This is a genomic window from Myxococcus sp. CA051A (genome assembly GCF_013336705.1).
Classification (GTDB): domain Bacteria; phylum Myxococcota; class Myxococcia; order Myxococcales; family Myxococcaceae; genus Myxococcus; species Myxococcus llanfairpwllgwyngyllgogerychwyrndrobwllllantysiliogogogochensis.
Genome location: NZ_JABUMS010000008.1, coordinates 52,453 through 72,427, shown reverse-complemented (window position 1 = coordinate 72,427; position 19,975 = coordinate 52,453). Strand labels below are relative to the sequence as shown.

At 69.3% G+C, this 19,975-nt stretch carries 16 protein-coding genes; 6 read left to right on the top strand and 10 right to left on the bottom strand.

What is annotated here, in order from left to right:
* Positions 1–37 precede the first annotated feature (37 nt).
* The gene (locus HUA74_RS23200) at positions 38–1,378 is read right to left on the bottom strand and encodes a sigma 54-interacting transcriptional regulator (protein ID WP_174456288.1); all 1,341 of its coding nucleotides are present in this window, start codon (positions 1,376–1,378) and stop codon (positions 38–40) included.
* A gap of 61 nt (positions 1,379–1,439) precedes the next feature.
* Complete coding sequence (locus HUA74_RS23195; protein ID WP_174456287.1) at positions 1,440–2,444, bottom strand: serine/threonine-protein kinase; 1,005 nt, start codon at positions 2,442–2,444, stop codon at positions 1,440–1,442.
* A 237-nt stretch (positions 2,445–2,681) separates the two neighbouring features.
* Here HUA74_RS23195 and HUA74_RS23190 point away from each other — a divergent pair, with 237 nt between their 5' ends.
* A complete protein-coding gene (locus HUA74_RS23190; RefSeq protein WP_141640314.1) occupies positions 2,682–3,077 on the top strand; it encodes a heme-binding protein in 396 nt (131 codons plus the stop codon).
* On the opposite strand, the gene HUA74_RS23185 is transcribed toward HUA74_RS23190, so the two are convergent.
* Together HUA74_RS23185 and HUA74_RS23180 are read right to left on the bottom strand one after the other, a co-directional pair.
* Entirely contained in the window at positions 3,074–4,903 is a 1,830-nt protein-coding gene (locus HUA74_RS23185) for a retropepsin-like aspartic protease (protein WP_174456286.1), read from the bottom strand. The genes HUA74_RS23190 and HUA74_RS23185 overlap by 4 nt on opposite strands.
* Positions 4,900–5,733 (bottom strand): TrmB family transcriptional regulator, encoded by an 834-nt coding sequence (locus HUA74_RS23180; protein ID WP_141640312.1) that lies wholly within the window; start codon positions 5,731–5,733, stop codon positions 4,900–4,902. Before HUA74_RS23180 ends, HUA74_RS23185 begins: the two co-directional genes overlap by 4 nt.
* A gap of 179 nt (positions 5,734–5,912) precedes the next feature.
* Here HUA74_RS23180 and HUA74_RS23175 point away from each other — a divergent pair, with 179 nt between their 5' ends.
* A complete protein-coding gene (locus HUA74_RS23175) occupies positions 5,913–6,854 on the top strand; it encodes a DUF808 domain-containing protein (RefSeq protein WP_174456285.1) in 942 nt (313 codons plus the stop codon).
* A 111-nt stretch (positions 6,855–6,965) separates the two neighbouring features.
* On the opposite strand, the gene HUA74_RS23170 is transcribed toward HUA74_RS23175, so the two are convergent.
* A complete protein-coding gene (locus tag HUA74_RS23170; RefSeq protein ID WP_174456284.1) occupies positions 6,966–7,538 on the bottom strand; it encodes a DUF1801 domain-containing protein in 573 nt (190 codons plus the stop codon).
* 308 nt (positions 7,539–7,846) lie between these two features.
* On the opposite strand from HUA74_RS23170, the gene HUA74_RS23165 reads away from it, so the two are divergent.
* Positions 7,847–8,914, top strand: a complete 1,068-nt coding sequence (locus HUA74_RS23165) for a hypothetical protein (RefSeq protein WP_254614796.1) — start codon at positions 7,847–7,849, stop codon at positions 8,912–8,914.
* Between the two features lie 18 nt (positions 8,915–8,932).
* Here HUA74_RS23165 and HUA74_RS23160 read toward each other — a convergent pair whose 3' ends face one another.
* Positions 8,933–9,856, bottom strand: a complete 924-nt coding sequence (locus HUA74_RS23160) for a LysR family transcriptional regulator (protein ID WP_174456283.1) — start codon at positions 9,854–9,856, stop codon at positions 8,933–8,935.
* 131 nt (positions 9,857–9,987) lie between these two features.
* Between HUA74_RS23160 and HUA74_RS23155 the strand changes: the two genes are divergently transcribed.
* Both HUA74_RS23155 and HUA74_RS23150 read left to right on the top strand, forming a co-directional pair.
* Positions 9,988–11,001 (top strand): MBL fold metallo-hydrolase, encoded by a 1,014-nt coding sequence (locus HUA74_RS23155; protein ID WP_174456282.1) that lies wholly within the window; start codon positions 9,988–9,990, stop codon positions 10,999–11,001.
* 349 nt (positions 11,002–11,350) lie between these two features.
* A complete protein-coding gene (locus tag HUA74_RS23150) occupies positions 11,351–13,414 on the top strand; it encodes a hypothetical protein (RefSeq protein WP_174456281.1) in 2,064 nt (687 codons plus the stop codon).
* A 132-nt stretch (positions 13,415–13,546) separates the two neighbouring features.
* On the opposite strand, the gene HUA74_RS23145 is transcribed toward HUA74_RS23150, so the two are convergent.
* Positions 13,547–14,326 carry an acyl-CoA desaturase gene (locus HUA74_RS23145; RefSeq protein ID WP_174456280.1) on the bottom strand — a complete coding sequence of 260 codons (780 nt, stop codon included), beginning with the start codon at positions 14,324–14,326 and terminating at the stop codon, positions 13,547–13,549.
* Positions 14,327–14,411: 85 nt separating this feature from the next.
* Here HUA74_RS23145 and HUA74_RS23140 point away from each other — a divergent pair, with 85 nt between their 5' ends.
* Entirely contained in the window at positions 14,412–15,050 is a 639-nt protein-coding gene (locus HUA74_RS23140) for a TetR/AcrR family transcriptional regulator (RefSeq protein ID WP_174456279.1), read from the top strand.
* A gap of 74 nt (positions 15,051–15,124) precedes the next feature.
* Here the strand turns inward: HUA74_RS23140 and HUA74_RS23135 are convergent, their stop codons facing one another.
* The 3 genes from HUA74_RS23135 to HUA74_RS23125 all read right to left on the bottom strand — a co-directional run bounded on the left by HUA74_RS23135 (position 15,125) and on the right by HUA74_RS23125 (position 19,909).
* On the bottom strand, positions 15,125–16,093 hold the full coding sequence (locus tag HUA74_RS23135; RefSeq protein ID WP_174456278.1) for a hypothetical protein: 969 nt from the start codon (positions 16,091–16,093) through the stop codon (positions 15,125–15,127).
* Positions 16,090–17,373: a radical SAM protein gene (locus HUA74_RS23130; protein WP_174456277.1), complete on the bottom strand. Its 1,284-nt coding sequence runs from the start codon at positions 17,371–17,373 to the stop codon at positions 16,090–16,092. Before HUA74_RS23130 ends, HUA74_RS23135 begins: the two co-directional genes overlap by 4 nt.
* A gap of 76 nt (positions 17,374–17,449) precedes the next feature.
* Positions 17,450–19,909, bottom strand: a complete 2,460-nt coding sequence (locus HUA74_RS23125; RefSeq protein ID WP_174456276.1) for an ABC transporter permease — start codon at positions 19,907–19,909, stop codon at positions 17,450–17,452.
* Between the last annotated feature and the right edge of the window lie 66 nt (positions 19,910–19,975).

Here is a 19,975-nt window from a genome sequence, read left to right as displayed (position 1 = left end):
GCGAGAGGTTAGCACGCGGACATTCCTGGCATGTGCCTCAGCGCACCGCGTGTTTGCGCAAGAGCTTGATGACGTGGGCCCGGTCCACTTCGGCTTCGCGCGCCATCTGACTCACATTGCCGCCCGCGGAGTTCAAACGCTGGCGCAGGTAGGTCTCCTCGAAGTGGTCCAGCCAGGCTTCCTTTGCATCCTTGTACGAAAGATCCACGCGCACCGAGGGAAGGCTCGGCACGGAGCCCGGCGTGGGAGTGCCCTGGACAAACGCCGCGTCCAGCGCTCCGGACATGGCCACGCTGCGCTCCACGAAGTTGCGCAGCTCGCGCACATTGCCTCGCCAGGGAAGGGACATGAGCTGGCGAAGCGTCTCCGCGCCCGGGGGCGTGTACGGTCGCGGCGGCAGCCCGAGCGAGCGGAAGGTCTCCTCCCACAGATGTCGGAGCAGCAGCGAGAGGTCCTCCAGGTGGGCCCGCAGCGGGGGCACGCTCACCATGCCCACCGCGAGGCGGAAGTAGAGGTCCTCCCGGAACTCCCCCCGGTTGACTCCCGCGCGCAGGTCCCGATGGGTGGCGGCCACGAAGCGCACGTCCACGGGCCGGAAGGCATCCGCGCCCACGCGCTTGACCTGTCGGCGCTCCAGGGCGCGCAGCAGCCGGGGCTGCACCGCCAGGGGGAGCTCGCCAATCTCGTCGAGGAAGAGCGTCCCTCCATGGGCGGCCTCGAAGGCCCCGCGCCGCTCGTGGGTGGCGCCAGTGAAGGAGCCCTTCTCATGGCCGAACAGCTCGCTCTCCACCAGCTCCGGGGGAATGGAGCCGCAGTCCACCACCACGAAGGGGCCGGAGGCGCGAGGGCTCCGTTGATGGAGCGCCTCCGCCACGAGCTCCTTTCCCGTGCCGCTCTCTCCTTCGATGAGCACGGTGGCATCCGTGACGGCCAGCCGCGCGAGCCGCGCGAACAAGGCCCGCATCACCGCGCCCTCGCCGACCAGCTTGCCAAAGTGTGGCTCGGAGTGGAGCGGCACCACGTCCTGCTCGGCCACCCACGTGAAGCGCACCGTGGTGTTGCCGAAGGCCAGCGTGGAGCCATCCACCACGAAGGCGTCCGTCACCCGGACGTGGTCCACCCGCGTGCCGTTGGTGCTCTCCAGGTCTCGCAACCGGTAGCCGCCAGGCTTCCGCTCGAGCTCGGCGTGGAAGCGGGACACGGTGGGGTCGCTCAGCACCAAATCGTTTCCGGGCGCGCTGCCGATGGTGAGCCTCTCCGAGGATGAGGACACCTCGATGTTCGTGTCCGGGCCCGTGGAGACCTGGAGTCGCACTCGGCGGACAGACAGCCCACCTGGCGTGTCCTGGGGGGAGATGACCTCGGTATGCTCTGACATGCTCGCGCTCATCCCCTCGTCATGGCGCGGAGCCTGTCCGACGCCCGATGGACCCGCCGCTTCATGAATCGTCCTCGCGCAGCTCGAGCAGGGCCGCCGAGAACGGACCGCGGTTTCCGGCCCCCCGAGAGGCGGCGGGCGCCGTGCCCTCCGAGGTGAGCGTCTCCGCCACCACCTCCGCCACGCGCCAGGGCTGCTCGCTCTCCCCCGTGCCGTCCACGGCCGCCAGCGCCCGCGCCATCTCTCCCGCGGTGGCATAGCGCTCCGAGGGGTGACGTCGCAGGGCTCGAAGCAGCACGTCCGCCAGGGCGGGGCCGGCCGTGCGCCGCAGGTCCTCGGTGGGCGCCAGGCGCGCGTCACGCACGGCGAGCAGCAGCTGCGCGTCATTGGTGGCGGAGAACGGACCCTGTCCCACCACCGCCTCGTAAAGGAGCACCGCGAGCGAGAAGAGGTCCGCGCGGCCATCCAGCGGACCTCCCTGGACCTGCTCGGGGGACATGTAGCGGAGCCTGCCTCGCGTGCTGCCCGGCGCGGTGTGCGAGGGCGTCCGCAGCCCCTTGGCGATACCGAAGTCCGTCAGCTTCACATCCCCGGTGCGGCCGAGCAGCACGTTGGCCGGGCTGATGTCCCGATGGACGATGCCGAGCAGCTCGCCCCGCGCGTCTCGCAAGCCATGCACGTGCTCCAACGCATGCAGCAGGCTCAGTCCCACATAGCGCACCAGCGGTGGCGGCAACGTGCGCCTCGCGCCCAGGACGCGCCCCAGGTCCACGCCATCCACGTACTCCAGCACCAGGTAGGGGCTGTCCTGCTCCACGCCGAAGTCCAGCGCGGAGACGACATGTGCGTGCCCGAAGGTGGCCATGAGCCGGGCCTCCTGAGCGAACATCTGCCGGTAGGTCTCCTGCGCGGCGAGCCTCGGCAACATGCGCTTGATGACCACGGGCTTCTCGAAGCCCTCGGCCCCGGGGAGCACCGCGAGGAACAGCTCCGCCATCCCTCCACTCGCCAGCCGCGAGCGCAGCCGGTACCGGCCGAGCATCCCCAACTCAGTCGCGAGCGTCATGGCACCGGACCTGCCTTTGAACGCGGGCGCCGGCGGTCCGGGAGGCTCGTCCCACACATGTCCCGTTGCTCTCCAGGCTTTGCCACGCCCGCAGCATACCCGGGGGATTCGCGGACTCCCACTTTCGTCGCCTGGCGGAACAACTTCCGTCCACCCTCATTGCGTCCAGAACACTCCCACGAGCGTGCGCGAGCGCGGCCTTGTCTTCCATTGGAGACGGGGGCACAGGAGTTCCCCATGGTCCGTCTGGAAGACGCTCGTCGCATCATCGCCGCAGCCGAGAAGAAGGCCCAGGAGCTGGGTCAACCCATGAACATCGCCGTCGCCGACGAAGGCGGCAATCTGGTCGCGCATGTGCGCATGGATGGGGCGTGGCTGGGCAGCGTGGACATCTCCATCAAGAAGGCCTTCACCTCGCGGGCCTTCGACATCACCACGCAGGAGCTGGCGAAGCACTCCCAGCCGGGGGGGCCGTTCTATGGCATCCACGCGTCCAACGACGGCAAGGTGATGATTTTCGCGGGCGGTGTCCCGCTGAAGAAGAACGGCAAGGTCGTGGGCGCCGTCGGCGTCAGCGGTGGCTCCGGCGACCAGGACCATGCCGTCGCCACCGCGGGCGCGTCCGCCTTCTAGAAATAGTCGCCCAGGGTGAGCTTGCGCTTGCCGCCGTCCTTCATCGTGAGCACCACCGTCTGGCCCGCGGCGCGATACCGCCAGCGCGACAGCTGCGTGCTGGAGTAGTCGGGCCCGATGGCCTGTCCATCGATGGCGACAATCTCCTCGCCGGGCTTCCAGCCCGCGGCCGCGGCGGGGCTCCCGGGGGCGACCAGCTTCACCACGAGCCGACCCTCCGAGGGGAGGGCAATCAGTCCGGACCGGTCCTTGCGGAACGGCTGCCGCAGCGCGCGGGCATCGGGGACCAGCATCAGCGTGTCCGTCGAATAGTCCGTAATCATCCGGAAGCGTCCGAGGACGTCGAGCCCCACGTTGCCCATGACCCGGTCCGAGGCGGACATGCTCTTGCCCGCGTCGTCGAACACCGTGGGCACGTTCTTCAGGGTGACGCCCGCGAACTGGATGTGCTTCAGCGTCGCCACGTCTCGCTCCCGCATGCCGCCCACCGCGCCGGACAGCGTCTTGGAGCTGCGCCGTCCCGCGAGCAGCCCCGCCTGCTGCCAGTATGAGGGGAAGAGCGAGAGCGCCCCTCCATTGCCCACGTCGAACAGCACCTCGATGGCGGGCCGGTCCTCGATGGAGAGCTGGACCGCGCGCTGCCCGCCCGCGGACTCGACCAGGGGGATGCGCACCGCTCGCGGCGGGGCCTTGAAGCTTCGCGGCTCGTGGAAGGCGACGCGCCGGTTGGGGAAGTCCACGTCCACGACGAGCTGGTTGAAGGCCTCCTTGCCCAGGATGACGGGAAGCGAGTGACCGAGATGCCGCGCGACCTCCGCCAGGTCGATGACGGCGACCGTCAACCCCGTCAGTCGCAGGTTGCCCACGGTGATGTCCACGCCGCCGGCGAACTGGGCCTGCGCCTGTCCGCCGCTGCCGACCGCCGCGAGCTGCCCCTGCGTCTTCAGCCCCAGCTCGCGGGCATACGCCGTGTCGACGACCGTCATCTCGGCGCCGCTGTCCAGCAGCACCTGCGTCGCGCGGCCGTTCACCTGGGCCGGAATGTAGACGCGGTTCTCGTTGAAGAACTCGAAGGGGATGAAGCCCGTGCTGTGTCGGCCGTTCGCGAAGGTCGCCTTGCGCACGTCCTCGGGCCGTTCGAGGACGGCGGGCGGAATGGGCACGTTCAGCTCCAGCGTCTCCACCACCGTCCGCGAGTCGGAGTCCGGGTTGTCGGTGAGCTCCTCCTCCAGGAAGGGCATGCGCACGCCCTGCACCTGACGCCAGTCTCCCAGCCGCACGAAGCGGGTGACGTTGTCCTCGCGGATGAGCACGCCGTGGAGGGCCCCGTCGGCGTCATGGAGGAACAGGTCATAGAGGTCTTCGTCGCCGAACGTGACGCGCACCACCTTCCAGGTGCGGCCGTCGCGCTGCGCGTCGGGTTGCAGGGCGAGCTTTGCTCCGGCACCGCCCCGCAGCGCCGTTCCGAAGTCGAGCGCCACCCGGTGCAGCGCATCGCGCGCGTCGGTGGGTGACGCGTCTTCGACCTGGCCGCTGGTGTTCACCTTCCAGCCGCCCTTGGGGGTGACGGCCATCGCTTCGCGCACCACGCCATAATCCGCGTTCATGCGGACGCGTCCGTCCCGATGTCTCCAGGACTCCATCGGGCCCTGGAGCCCGCCCGTCGCCGTCTTCCCCTGGGCGTGGATGCTCTCCAGTCGCGTGAAGGCGTCCCCGCCACGCCATGCGAGGTGCTTGTCGACGAGCGACCGCAGCGCGTCCGCCCTGGATGCGACGGGAGTGAGCACGAGGGTCAGGGCCATCAGGCCCGGGAGGAGGAATCTCATGGAGTGTCTCCGCGCTTGGAAGTGGAAGAGGTCTGGCCCACGAGCTGGCGCAGGCCGGGTGGGCTCGAGGCAATGAGGGAGAAGGACCGCGCCAGCCGTGCGCGCGCGGACTGGGGCGCGTTCAGCCGGACCTCCGCGGACAGCCCGCTGTGCTGCAGGCAGGAGAGATAGCCGCTGTCGCTCCAGATGGCCTGCTTGACGCCGGTGCCATCCGGGGTGAGCAGCGCCACCAGGAACTCGCGGGCATCGACCACGAGCGTGAGCTGCGCGCCCGGCCAGCGCTCCCGCACGAAGTCCGCCTCGGACGAGCGCACGCAGTCGAAGGGCACCTTGGGAGTCTCGTCGTAGACGAGCCCCGCGATGGCCACGCGCCGGGAGCTCGCTTCGGTGAGCGCCTGGGTGAGGGACGCGAAGGGGGGAGGGAAGAGGTCGAAGAGCAGCCGCTCGGTGGCGCCGGCGATCATCGTCCGTGCGCGCTCCATCACCTGCGCGGTGCTCTTGAGGTGGTAGATGCGGTCGTCCTGCACCGGGGCGTGGAGCTTGCGCAGCGCGTTCGCGGCTTCGCGGCTGCGCGTCTCGAAGCCCCGCTGGAGCGCCGCGAGCACCTCGTCTGGAGGCACGGGCCGGAAGGAGCGGGGCTCACCCTCTTCGACGAGCACGGCCCCCTTGTGTTCGAGCGAGGCGAGCGCCTGGTAGATGCTCGGAGGCGCCTTCCCCAGCGCCTGCGCGAGCCGGTACCCGGTGGCGGGCGCTCCCTTGAGCAGCTCGCAATACACCCGCGCCTCGACCTCGGTGAACCCAAGGGCCACGAGTCCTTCATCCGCGTTCATGGACGCTGTTATTACTCGCGAATAATAATAGTCAAGCCGAAGTGCCGTGAACCGGTGCCCCGACCTCCGGAGGGCTCCATGGGGCAGGCGACCGTCCGAGGCCGTGCCCCGAGCGCCGCCCTGTGCTAATCCGCGCTGACCGCACAGCGACTTTTCACCCTCCAGCCCGAAAGAACTCCATGGCAGGCAGCAGTCTGATTGCGCTCATCGACGATATCGCGACCATCCTGGATGACGTCTCCATCCTGACGAAGGTGGCGGCGAAGAAGACGGCGGGTGTGCTCGGAGACGACCTGGCGCTCAACGCTCAGCAGGTGACGGGCGTGAACGCGGACCGCGAGCTGCCGGTGGTGTGGGCGGTGGCGAAGGGCTCGCTGGTTAACAAGGCCATCCTGGTCCCCGCGGCGCTGGCCATCAGCGCGCTGGCGCCCTGGCTGGTGACCCCCCTGCTGATGGTGGGCGGCGCCTTCCTCTGCTTCGAGGGCTTCGAGAAGCTCGCGCACAAGTTCCTCCACAGCGAGGAGGAGGACACCGCGCACCGCGCCGAGCTGCGCGAGGCACTGGTGAACCCGAGCGTGGACCTGGTGGCGCTGGAGAAGGACAAAATCAAGGGCGCGGTGCGCACCGACTTCATCCTCTCCGCGGAAATCATCGCCATCACGCTGGGCACCGTGGCGACGGTGAGCTTCGCCACCCGCGTCTCGGTCCTGGTGGGCATCGCCCTCATCATGACCGTGGGCGTGTACGGGCTCGTGGCGGGAATCGTGAAGCTGGACGACGCGGGGCTGTATCTCAGCCGCCAGTCCGGGGCCTTCCAGCGCGGCCTGGGCGCGGGCATCCTCCGCGCCGCGCCGTGGTTGATGAAGTTCCTCTCCGTGGCGGGGACGGCGGCCATGTTCCTGGTGGGCGGCGGCATCCTCGTGCACGGCGTCTCCCTCCTGCACCACGCGGAGACGTCCTTCACCGATTGGGTCACCACCGTGCCGGGTGTGGGCCGCATCCTGGGGGGGCTTGCCCCCATGCTGCTCAATGCCGCGGTGGGTCTGGGCGCCGGAGCCGTGCTGGTCCTGCTCGTCGTCCTGGGCAAGAAGGTGATGAAGGGGAAGGCCGCGAAGAAGTAGCGCGGAGCGAGCGCGGGACCCCCGCCTCGATTCCTCCCTCCTGGCCAGCGCCTCTTGAAGGGGCCCAGGAGGGAGCTGTCGAGGCGACTGGATGGACCGTCATTCCGGCGCTCAGCGCTTCAGCGGGTCGCCGTGCTTCTGGTTGAGCGCCACGGCCTCGTGCACCAGCGCCGCGAGCGAAGCCGGGAGCCGCTGGCCCGACTGGATTCTCACGTACCGCATCCCGTCGCTGTCACCCTCCAGGATGCCGTCCGCATCGCGCATCTGCCCGCCACGCCAGAACCCGAGGGTGACATGCGCCTTGGCCGCCTTCACCAGCGCGAAGGGGCCCGCATGGTCCCACACGGGGTGCCCCCACTTGATGTAGGCCGATGCGCCGGGCGACTCCTTCGCGATGAGCGCCGCGAGCGGGCGCACGATGTCCTGCTGCCAGCCCTCCATCCTGGCGACAAAGGCGTCCACCGCCGACCCCTGCGCCGATGACGTCTGGGGGGTGACCTGCGCCGGCGCGAGCTTCGGTACGGGGCGCTCGGACCTGTCCTTCGACGAGGACTTGCGCGCCGTGGGGGCCTTCTTCGGGGGCGCGACCTTCTTGGGCGCTTCGTTCTTCTTCGACGTGGCGGTCTTCGAGGTGGAGTTCTTCATCGCCGCCTTTCGGGGCGCGGACTTCTTCGCGGTAGCCATCGGGTGGTGCCCTCCCTATTGGGTTCGGTTCGCTGCTTCACCCTGGCGACGAATGACCCACTGGGAGATCGACACACCCCTGCTTTTCTTGTCGTGCCCCTCCAAGCGGCTGGAGTTCCCGAGCCACCCTGACGCCCGTCGCCGTGGCGGGTTCGAGGGCACTGCGAAGTGGCGGTGGCACCCGCGTAAGGGTCGCGCCACGACGGCCTTGTCCGGAAAGGACAGGCCCGGGCTCGCGTCCTCAGAGGGAGCCGGGCCGTGCACCAGTCTTGCACTGGCAGCGCGGCTCACAAGTGAAGGAGGTTCTCATGCGATGGACGCGCACGTTGTCCCTGGGTGTGCTGGTGATGCTGGGGGGCTGTACCGAGAGCAAGGTGGATGCGGACCAGGAGATCGCCCTGAGTGGGCGATTCATCGACGAGGCCGGCGCACCGCTCCCGGAAGCGCTGTTGAAGCTCTACCGCAGCGAGAACTCCTCGTGCGCGTTCGCGGGCTTCACGTCGAGCTGGAAGTCGGTGAAGACCCGGGCTGATGGCACCTTCGAACTCGACCTGCTGGGCGCGGACACCCGCAACGGGAGCATCGCGCGCTGCTTCGTCGCCCGCTCGCCCGAGCAGTCCCAGGGAAGGAGCCTCTCGGCCTTCTTCCTCATCCAGCAGTCAGGGGTGGCGCTGCCCACCCTCCAGGAGTGGACCGGCACGCTGACGGCCACCGGGGAAGCGCAGGGCGTGGGTGTGGGCTTCCGGCCCCTGTCCGCCACCCACGGCGCGGGGGACGACGACCACGTGCTCTCCGTTCACACCACCTCCCTCAGGGCGGCCTGGCAGGTCCCCAAGGTCACCTCGCCGGTCCACCTGAGCGACTCCGTCCTCGAGGACGTCCAAGGACTCAAGGCCTCCATCAGCGTCGAGCGCGAGGCGAATGCGGGGGGCGTGACGGTCGGCCTCTCCTACTCCAGCAACTTCGTGGCGCTGCCTCGCCGCGCGCTCGTCCCGGTGAGCCGTGGCGCGGCGTGTACCTACCTGAACGCGGAGACGCCCTGCCGCATCACCAACGGCGACCTCAGCGGGCTCGTGCTCTTCCAGCAAGGAGTCCGGGAGGTCGCCGTGCAGCTCTCGCGGCCCGTGGTTCCGCGCAAGGCCGTGCTGCGCAACTTCGAGGTGTCCGGCACCATGACCGAGCTGTTGCTGGAGGGCAGCGCCGACGGCACCCAGTGGCTGCCCCTGGCCAACCTGCTCGGCGGCGCTGGCGTGCGGCTCTTCATGGAAGTGGACCTCACGGGCACGACGTCCGTGTCGCACGTCCGCGTGCGAGCCACCCCGAGGGATACGACGGGAGAGCTTCGCTCGCTGGGACAGCTCTCCGTCTTCGAGTAGCGACGCGCTCTCGGACGGCTACCCTTCATGGCGCCACAGGTCCGGCCGGCTCGCGAACAGCTCCATCGTCCATTCGATGAAGACCCGCGGCCCGGCGCCCCGCGCGCGTGCGGGTGGGTAGACCAGGAACAGGGGCCGGGCTTCAGGCCGCCAATCCTCCAGCACCTGCACCAGCTCCCCGGTGGCGACGTACGGCTCCACCACGAAGCGGGGCGCGAACATGACACCGAGGCCGGCCAGTCCGGCGGCCAGGTACGCGTTGGTTTCGTTGAGTGTGAGCAGGCTGCGGCCCTGGACCTCCAGCCGCTCCCCGTCGCGGAGGAAGACGAAGGGGAGCTCCTTGCCACTCAGCGACGAGAAGTAGCTGACCACCGCGTGCGTCGGGCCCGCCAGCTCTCGCGGGTGGCCTGGCGCACCGTGACGCTCCACATACTTGGGCGACGCGCACAGCCAATAGCAGAGGTCTCCCAGGTGTCGCGCCACCAGGGACTCATCCTTCACGCCCCCTCCGCGAATGGCGCAGTCGACATTGTCCGCGAGCAGGTCCACGACGCGGTCGCTCACCCCCAGCTCGATGTGCATCTGCGGGTAGCGCGCGTAGAACGACGGCAGCGCGGGGACGAGCAGCAGCCGGGAAATGGTTCCGCTCGACTCCACGCGCAGGCGTCCCCGGGGGCCGCGCCGTGACTGGGACAGCGTGGCTTCGAGTTCCCGCACCTCCCCGAGCAGGCGCAAGGCCTGGTGGTAATAGGTCATGCCCTCCGGCGTGACAGTCACGCGGCGCGTGGTGCGGTGCAGCAGCTTCACACGCAGCTGCGCCTCCAGTTGCTGGATGAGCCGGGTCACCGCTGTCTTCGGGCGGCCCAGCGCGTCTGCCGCCTTGGTGAAGGTGCCGCTCTCCACCACGCGGACGAAGGCCTCCATCGCCGTGAACCTGTCCATCTTCCACCTCCGCTGACGGCATATCGCGTTCAGCCCGGGGGCCGCGGGCTCCTGATTGTTTCCGGGGTGAAACAGTGTGTGTGACGCGCGCCCGTTTATCCGAGGCGAGGTCGGGCGCTACTTCGTCACCCATGACAAGACCTCTTCCTCGTGGTGTCTTTCTCGCTGTCTCACGCGCCCTGACCTTGCTGGTGATGGCCACGGCTTCACTGCTTCCGGCCGCTGCCCACGCGGCCGCGCCCCAGGTGCGAACGCAGGCACCTGGCTTCTACCGGATGATGCTCGGAGACTTCGAGGTCACCGCGCTGTCCGACGGAACCGTCCCCCAGACGGTGCGCGACGTGGCGACGCACACGACGCCGGAGCGGGTGAAGGACCTGCTCGCGCGCGACCACCTCGAGGACCCCGTCGAGCTGTCCATCAACGCGTTCCTCATCAACACCGGCACGGCGTTGGTGCTCGTGGATACGGGCGTGGGTGGCTTCTTCGGCCCCGGCGTGGGAGGCCAACTCCAGCAGAGCCTCCAGGCCGCGGGCTACCAACCCGAGCAGATTGACGTGGTGCTGCTCACGCACATCCATTCCGACCACTCCGGCGGGCTCATGTCTGGCACGCGCCGGGCGTTCCCCAACGCCATCCTCCAGGTCCACGCACGCGAAGCGGACTTCTGGCTGGGGCGTGAGAAGGCGCGGGGACAGGTGGACCCGAAGTACTTCGAGGAGGCGCGGGCGATGGTGGAGCCCTACCGGGTCGCGGGGAAGCTGAAGACGTTCGGAGGCGGGGACTCCGTCGTCCCGGGCATCCGGGTCATGCCGACCGCGGGACACACGCCGGGGCACAGCAGCTACATCATCGAGAGCCGGAGGCAGCGGCTGGTCCTGTTTGGCGACCTGATGCACTTCGGCTCGGTGCAGCTGCGCGAGCCGTCGGTGACGGTCGCCTACGACGTGGACGACCGTGCGGCCGCGGCCCAGCGAGCACGCACGTTCGCTGAGGCGGCGCAGCGCGGCGACCTGCTCGGCCTTTCGCACATGCCCTTCCCTGGACTGGGCCGCCTGGGCGCGGAGGGGAGGAGCTACCGGTGGATTCCGGCCAATTACAGCTCAGGCCAGCGGTGGCCGGACGCGAAGGTCCTCGCGGAGTGATTCGCTCCCGGCACTGTTCACTGGTGTGCAGGTTGTCTGGGTAAGGGACGCCTCGGCGGGCCGTGGCGACCGGGTTCTGGGCAAGTCCGGGGTGGTTCTATTGACGTTGTGCCAATAGCGGCCCATCATCCCTCTCACGAATCGCTCTCATGGCCTGTCAACGCAGCCGGTCGTCGGTTGCCGCGCAGGCCGCCACTGTCGAACTCCACCGTCCCGAGGTGCGCAACGGCTGCACGTTGACCATGGCCTGGCGGACGAACTCCGAGCTGCGCTCGCCGATTCTCCTCCCCGCGGACGTCCGCCCCCGCCGACCGGGAAGTGGGAACACGCAGCGAAGGAGGAGGGACCCATGAGCGCAGTCAGGAAGGCGTTCGCAGCGCGCGGCACCGCTGTTCCATTCATTCGAGTGTTGCTGGCCATGGGGACACTGGCGATGCCCGGTGTCTCCGTCGCCAGTGATTTGCTGGGCAGCAGCCGAGGCGGCTCGGCGCAGTGGGACTTCTGTTACGGCAAGCCGGACGGAGCCGTCCTACCGGCGGACCCACGAACCCTGGTGCAGCCCGGCATCAGCAATGGCCGGGCGGTGCACTTCAATGCCTTCTGGAAGAACTGTCATGTCAATCCAGAGGCGGTGCAGGAGGAGGGCGCGGCCAGGACTTGCGGCGAGCTGCGTGGACGCTTCAGTCGCGGAGAGGGGCTGCTGACGAACGGCCATCCAGGCGTGGGCGCGCTGTTCACCGGCACCGACGCCACGCGCCCCGAGGCGGGCTTCGGCATCGCCACCTTCTCCGCGGCGCAGTACAACGAGCTGTGGCGTGTCTGGGGCTTTCCATTTCGTCCCGACAACTTCGATGCCTTGGTGGCCCAGCGCTACGGGTCGGGCCTGAGCACCGAGCGCAATCCCTATCCGCTGCCCTTGCAGCTGCCCAATCGCACCAACGGAGGAAGCGGCCAGCTGCCGCAGATGCTCACGCAGCTGCGCAACCCGGACGGGAGCTGGAGCGGACGCATGGGCGTCACCTGTCACGCCTGCCACAGCGGCGTGGTGGGCACTCCTTCGGACGGCCCGGGCCTTGGGGTGTTGATGGGCGGCGGCAGCAGCCTGGCGGACCTGGACCTGTTCTTGAGCGACCTCTTGCCCCTGGGGTATCCGGCGTCGCTGGCCACGTTCCTGAACCTCAACCGCACTCGGGGCACCAACAACGCCAGCGACATCAACCTCGCCTTCCTGTTCCCGGACGAGGAGCCGCTGACGCCCTCGGAGGTGATTGGCCTCATCAACTCCGGCTCGACCGCCGGAATGGATACGCCCGCCTGGTGGAACATGGGGCACCGGCCGGTGAAGTTCATCGACGGCGTGTTCCCGATGGATGCACCCCGCGTGGACATGGTGTTCTACACGCCGTTCCTCGGACTGTTCGGCGGCCTCGGCGGGCCGGTGAGCGAAGCAGGGCAGGACTGGATGCGCGCCAACGGCCCGGCGCTCAACACCTGGGTGGAGTCGCTCAAGTCACCGCCCTATCCGCTGCCCGTCGACACGTCGCTGGCCGAGCAGGGCGCGGTGCTGTTCCACACCCTCGACATGTGGGCTCCGGGGCGCAACAACGCCGTGCCACGGCCTCAAGGCAATGGGTCCTGTGCGAGCTGCCATGGGGCCTACTCACCCCGCTACGTCAATGACCCGGCGTTCCTCGCGACACCCGCGTTGGCGGGCATGGCGAGCTACATCGCGCCGCTGCGCATCATCGGCACCGACCCGGTCCGGGTGAACACCAACAACGCCGCGGTGCAGTCCGCTGGCGCCAAGAACTTCTTCGGCTATCCGCAGACGGCCGGCACCGCGCAGGACTGCGGCCCGCAGAATCAGCCCCACCTTCGTGGAGACCGCGAGCACGGCTATCTCGCGCCGCCGCTCTACGGGGTCTGGGCCACCGCGCCGTACTTCCACAACGGCTCGGTTCCCAATGTATGGGAGGTGCTCAAGCCCGCTGACCGCAAGCCCATCTGGCGCCGCGTCTCCGCTCCACCGCGCTGGGACCAGCCGCTCGTCATCATGGGCTTCGACACCAGTTTGCAGCGCGCCTACGACTCCACAAAGGTCGGTTGGAAGTACGACACCATCGCCTGCCAGTGGCGCACGCCCTGGAATCCGGCGGTGTCGCCGTACATCAACTGCGACCCAGGCGACGAGTTCCGCACGCCCCTCGCGCAGGAAATCATGGCCGTGCTCTTCAGCAACCTGAGCGCTTCATGGAACATCCTCTTCCCACCGACGCGCACGCGGCAGCAGCTCGAGGACCGGAAAATCTACAACACCCACGCGTTCGGCCAGGACAACGGCGGACATGAGTTCAACGCCGTCCTCACGGACCCGGAGCGTCTGGCGCTCATCGAGTACCTCAAGACGCTGTAGCCCCGGAGTCGTCATCGGGCCGCCTGCTTCGACGACCTCTACTTCCGCCGAGGCCCGTCCCGGTGGGACGCGCAGGTCGCTCTCCAACTGCCCGTGCTCGTCGTGTTGGCGAGCACGGGCGGGGCAGGGCGATTACGCCCGTGCCCGCGCCGTGTCGAGCTGCTCGGGCCTGGGAATGAGATAGGCGCGGTCGATGGTCAGCAGCCCCAGCCGCTCGAGCGCGAGGCAGGCCACGAAGCCCAGGTCCACCTCGTGGCGGTGGTGCGAGAAGGACGCCGAGCCCGGGTAGGCGTGGTGGTTGTTCTGGAAGCCCTCGCCCAGGATGAGCCAGGCGGCCAGGTGGTTGTTGCGCGAGTTGTCCCGGGTGTCGAAGTTGCGCCCGCCCACCGCGTGCCCCAGCGCGTTGACGATGCCGCCCTGCACCGGGTGGCTCATCATCCCGAGGAAGTACGCCGCGCCCAGCACCCAGCCCACGCTCAGCGCCAGCGCCAGTCCCACGCCTGCGTGCAGCGCATAGGGCAGCCACCAGAGGTTCTTGCGGTTGAGGGCGTTGAGCGGGAAGTCGAGGTCCTTTGCGTACTTCGTGTACTCGGGCTTCTCTCGCATGAGCCCCACGATGATGCGCTTGTAGTTGCGCAGTTGCTCGTTCGCGATGCCCAGCAGCCCCACATTCACGGGGGAGTGCGGGTCGAGCGGCGTGTCCGAGTGCTCGTGGTGCAGCCGGTGCATCACCACCCACGCCTTGGGGTCCAGCCCGGTGAACCAGTTGCCGCCCACCACGAGCAGGCGCCGCAGCGCCGGGTGCAGCCGCACCGCCTTGTGCGCGAGCGCGCGGTGATAGCCCACGGAGATGGTGAGGATGTTGAGCAGGTAGGCGCCAGTGAAGACGAGGCCGCAGAGGATGAGGTACACGGAGGTCTCCTGAAAACCGGCAGGTAGCCTACTCACCGGTAAGTTACGTTGAAGTAACCTACGCTCGGGTAGCCCAGAGGTCAAGGTGGCCAAGAAACAGCGTTTGACGGGCCCGCAGCGGCGCGCCCAGTTGCTGGAGGTGGGCCGCGAGCTCTTCGCCTCGCGCGGCTACGAGGCGACGTCCATCGAGGAGGTGGCGGCGAAGGCCGGCGTCTCAAAGCCCATCGTCTACGAGCACTTCGGGGCGAAGGAGGGCCTCTACGCGGCCATCGTGGAGCGGGAGATGGACGGGCTGGTGCAGGGCATGTCGGATGCCATCGCCCAGGGCAGCGCCCGCGAGCGCTTCGAGGCCGCGGTGCTGGTCTTCCTCACCTACGCGAAGGAGGAGCCTGCGGGCTTCGCCGTCCTCACGCGCGACTCGCCCACGTCCAGCGCCCGGCGCGGCCTCACGCGCGTCATCGACGACCTGGCGCAGCGGGTGGGAGACATCTTCCAGGCGGAGTTCAGCCGAGCGGGCTTCAACCCCAAGGTCGCCCCGGTGTACGCCAACGCGCTCGTCGGCATGGTGACGCAGGTGGGGGTGTGGTGGGCGGCGGAGGGCCGTCCCATCTCCCTGGAGCACGTGGTGCGGCACGTGTCGGCGCTGGGCTGGATGGGCCTGCGGCACCTGCCGCGCGACCCCTCGGCCAGTGGCCTCCGGACCAAGGGCAAGGCCAAGGGCTGAGTGCGCCGCGTCGCGCGGGTTTCCGTCTGGCGATTCCGTTGGGAGTCGCCCGCCCGCTCAGGACGCCGAAGGTCTCACCGCAGAGGGCCGGTTCGCAGGCTCGAAAGAATGCTCACCTGCGCGGGGCCACCGAAGACCGAGGCGGGCACTCCGAGGACCCCTTGCTCCAGGAGTTCATCGAAGGAGCACTGGGACGTGGCGAAGTAGCCCACGCACGGTGAGGCCCGGAGTTCGGGCCGGGTGGCGGTGAACGCGTCCAGGGCGCGGGCTCGCTCGGCCAGCAGCGCTCCGACCTGGCGAGGACGGGACGCGTGCTCCGTGAGGGCCGCGTAGCCGATGCGCAGCTTCTGTTCGTCTTTCGGCAGCGGCGCGAAGACGGCGCGCGCGTCCTGCCGCCATCGCGAAGGCGTGATGCACAACCCCACGTGGTCGGGGATGAGCCAGCTCTTCGAGAGCGAGACGAGGACGAACGCGAGTTCCTCTCGCAGCAGCCGGAGTGTCCACGGGGTGGGAGGGGTCGCGTACGCGGAGTCGATGATGAGCACCCGCTTTCCCGGCTCGGCGCGGACCCAGCGCTCCACGCGCTCGGCCTCTTCGCTCCGTGGGGAGCGTCCCCAGGGCTTGAGCGGCTCGCAGAGGAGCAGCGCGTCGCAGGCCTCGAGCTCGGGCAGCCCCTCCCGCGCGGAGAATGGAACGACCTCGACGCCTGCTTCCCCGGCGAGCTGGAGGTAGACCGGATACACGTCGGCGGGAACTCCGACGCGGGCGTTGCGTGACGCGAGCCAGCCGAACAGCGCTCGCAGGGAGCGGCGCACACCGTGACTGACCTGGGTCCGGGACTTGAGCTCCGCGTCGAGTTCGAGGTGCGCGAGAAAGCGTTCGGCGAGGTGACACCGATACGGAGCCTCGGGATGCGTCGACGGAGCGATGGCGGCGAAGGTCGGCGCGAGGCTGCGATAGACGTTGAGCTCCGCCAGGTCGACGAGCTCGGGGCGCTTGCCACGCCACGCGTCAGCCAGGGAGAGAAAGGCGTCGTGTTTCATCGGCGCAGCTCCGAGGCCGGGTCTTCCAGCGAGGCCAGGCAGGTTCCATCGCTCATGAGGTTCCACGAGCGCACCAACCGATGTGTTCGCTCCCAACCGACCGAGGGCTCCGTGTAGGCCGCGACGCGCAGCACGCGCCCTGCGACCTCTCCCTCGAACACCGGGCTGCCCCACGGCAGTTCGGTGACCTTCGTGAAGCCCCACGCGTCCATCGCGCGGAGCACCACTTCGAGCGGCACCTGGTTCACCTCGCAGTAGCGATTCACGGCGCTCGGCGCCCAGGCGTTCTCGGAGAGGCTGGAGACGTAGAGTTCCTTGAAGCAGACCTCGTGGAACCCTTCGCGCGCGCTGCGCTCCAGGTACGCGTGGACCTGGGCCGCGTCATCGACTCCGCCGCGCTGAAGCACGCAGATGGCCCGGCTGCGGAGGCCAAAGGCCCGCGCGAGCGCACCCGAGTCGACGGACAGGCCCATGATGCGCGCGTCGTCCTCGCGGGTGACGCCGTGACGGCTGACGGCCAGCGTGGTGAGTCCCTCGTCACGCAGGGCGTGCAGTTGCTCGGCGTCGAGCCGCGCGCCATTGGTGATCAACAGCGTCTTCGGGAATCGCTCGGCGAGGCCACGGACCAGCGAACGCAACTGGCCAGGCGCCAGCAGGGTCGGCTCGCCGCCGCCGGTGATGACGGCGCGCTCCGCCCCGCGTGAGCACGCGAGGTCCGCCCAGTGCAGTTGCTCTTCGAGCGAGACACTCCGCTGCCGCGCGAGGTCCGAGACACTGGCCTTCGAGAAGCAGAACGCGCATTTCGCCTGGCAGGCCTTCGCCACCGGCAGCACCGAGAAGGAGCGAGGCCGACAGTCGGCCCAGGGCGCGAGCCCCGTGTCTTCGAGCAGGAAGGCCTGCGCGGTGACCTCCTCATGCAGCGTGGGCCGCAGCGCACCGGCGTCGTCGATCCAGGCCACTCCGCTCAGGGGCACTTCGGGGGCGGGCCAGCGCCAGCCGATTCCCGTGCCCGTGGTGTCATTGGGGCGCATCGCTGGCGCCCCCGACGTCGGCAGCCGCGCGCGCAACGCGACGACGCGGTCCTTCGCGCGACCGAGTTTCGCCACCAGCCGCCGAGCCTTCTCGAGCCCGGGGGCCCAGGGCTCGTCTTCCTTCAACATGTAGAACGCGTCGGGGAAGGTCGACTCGGCGATGGACGCCTTCGAGTACCGCATTCGGTAGCGATCAAATCCGCGCAGCCAGTTCGACAGCGGAATGAAGGCGACGAAGGCGGTGTCCATGGTGGCTGCACTCTCGCAGCACCACAGACTTCGTGTCAATAGTACACTTATGTGTGAAGGACCCGTGGGGCGCGGTTCAGGCCTCCGAGCGCAGCGCCGTCATCGGGTCCACCCGCGAGGCTCGCCGGGCCGGCAACCAGCTTGCGAGCAGCGCCACGCCGAGCAGGAGGAGCGCCACCGCGGCGAAGACGAGCGGGTCGGTGGTGCTCACTCCGTAGACGAGCCCCGCGAGCACCTGACTGAGCCCGATGGCGCCCAGCACGCCGAGCGCCACGCCCAGCCCCGAGAGCAGCGCCGCCTGCCGGAGCACCAGCTTCAGGACGTCCCCCGCCGTCGCTCCCAGGGCGAAGCGGATGCCGAACTCCTGGGTGCGCTGCGCCACCGCATAGGACACGACGGCCGCGAGCCCCGCGACAGAGAGCAGCAGCGCCACGACACCGAAGGCCCCCAGCAGCAGGAGGCTGAAGCGCCTGGGCGCGAGTGAGTCCGTGAGCAGGCTCTCCACGGTGTGCAGGCGCGAGGGCAGCTCGGGGGCGAGCTCACGCAGCACCGGCCGGACCGCGGTGACGAGGGCCGCGGAGCCCACCGGGCCGTACACGGCGAGGTGGAAGCGGGAGGAGGCGCGCGCCCGTTGGCGGGAGCAGCCATAGAACATGGGCTTCGGCGCCTCATCCAACCCCCGCTCGCGCACGTCCGCCACCACGCCGACGATGGTGAAGGGACGCAGGTCGCCGTCCATGTTGCCGAACTGGATGGTCTTGCCCAGCGGGTCTTCTTGGGGCCAGCGGGCCTTCGCGAGCGACTCGCTGATGACGGCGACATGAGGCGTCTCGGCGGTGTCGCGTGCATCGAAGTGGCGCCCGCGCACGAGCGGAATGTCGAGCGCATGGAAGTAGCCCTCGCTCGCCACGCGGTACTCGGCGGAGCCCGTGCGCTCGCGCTCATGCGCCAGCCGCCCGAAGTCCTCGATGCTCTTCACCTCGTCGGGACGGTTGAGCACGAGGAAGGTGCCGTAGCCCGAGGGGCTCCCCTCGAGCGGGAAGTTGCTCACGGCGCCCACCGCGCGCACTCCGGGCAGTGCGCCCAGCCGCGCGAGGAGTTGCTCCTGCAGTTGAAGGTTGCGCCGCCACCCCGCCTCGTCCGCGACGGGAGGGAGCACGAGGCTGAGCACCGCGACGTCCTCGGTGCGATATCCCGGGTCCAGCGAGAGCAGGCGCATCAGGCTGCGCCCGAGCAGCGCCGCGCCCAGCAGCAGCACCAGTGCGAGCGCGAGCTGTCCGACCACGAGGGCACGGCGCGTGCGCTCCGCTCCGACTCCTCCGGCCTGGGTGCGCCCCGCCTGCACCAGCGTGGCCCAGGGGTTCTGGCGCGCCGCGCGCAACGCCGTCACCAGCCCGAGCCCCAGTGCGAGGAGCAGCGAGAGCCCGAGCGCGAAGAGGAGCGCGGTGGCGTTCACCTCCACCTCGTCCACGCGTGGCAGGCGGCCCGGCTCGAACGCGAGCAGTGCGCGCACGCTCCATGCTGCGAGCAGGGTGCCCAGCGCACCGCCGGCCAGCGACAGCAGCAGCGACTCGGTGAGGAACCGCCGCGCCAACGCGCCGGGCCCGGCGCCCAGCGCCACTCGGACGGCGAGCTCGCGCCTGTGGGTCGCCGCGCGGGCCAGCAGCAGGTTGGTGACGTTGGCTCCCGCCACCAGCAACAGGAAGGCCGCGGCGCCCAGCAGCACGTAGAGCGTGGACTGGGCACTCCCCACCAGGCTCTCGTGCAGGGGCACCATGGCGATGTCTTGCATCGAGATTTCCCGGCCGTACCGCGCCTCGAGCTCCCGTGCGATGCCCGTGAGCTCCGCTTGCGCGGCTTGGGGGTTGACGCCCTCCGCCAGCCGTCCCACCACCCACCAGTTGTGCGCGGTCCGGCTGGGCAAGGGCGCCTTCAACTCGCGCGGAATCCACAGCTGTGTGCCCACCGGGTAGTCGAAGGACTTGGGCATCACACCCACCACGGTATAGGCGCGCCCCTCGAAGGTGAGGGTGTCCGACAGCGGCAGCGGCCGTGCGCCCAGGTGCCGCTTCCAGAAGGTCTGGCTCACGACCACCACCGGGGCGCCTCCCTGCTGCTGCTCATCCTCGGCGAACAGACGGCCCTGTACGGGCTGCACCGCGAAGGCGCGGAAGAAGTCGCGCGAGGCGAGCGCCATCATGGCGAAGGTCGGCTCGTCCGTGCCGGTGACGGCGACGCTCGCCGCTCCCGATACCTGGGCCAGCGCCGAGACGGTGCGGCTCTGTGTCCGCACATCCTCGAAGTTGGGGTCCGAGAACGGAATCGAGCGGCCGACGGCCGTCCGCTGCGACAGGTGCACGAGGCGCTCGGGGCTTGGATAGGGCAGGGGGCGCAGCAGCACCCCCTCCACCACGCTGAAGAGCGCGGTGCTCGCTCCGATGCCTACCGCCAGCATCAGGACGCAACTGAGAGTGAAACCGGGGCTGCGGCGCAGCGAGCGCAGTGCCTGACGCAATCCAACAAAGAAGGTGTCCACGCGGGAGGCTACGTCCTGGCCGTCGAACGATTGCCGCACGGGGTGGGGGAGACTGAAACCCGGCCG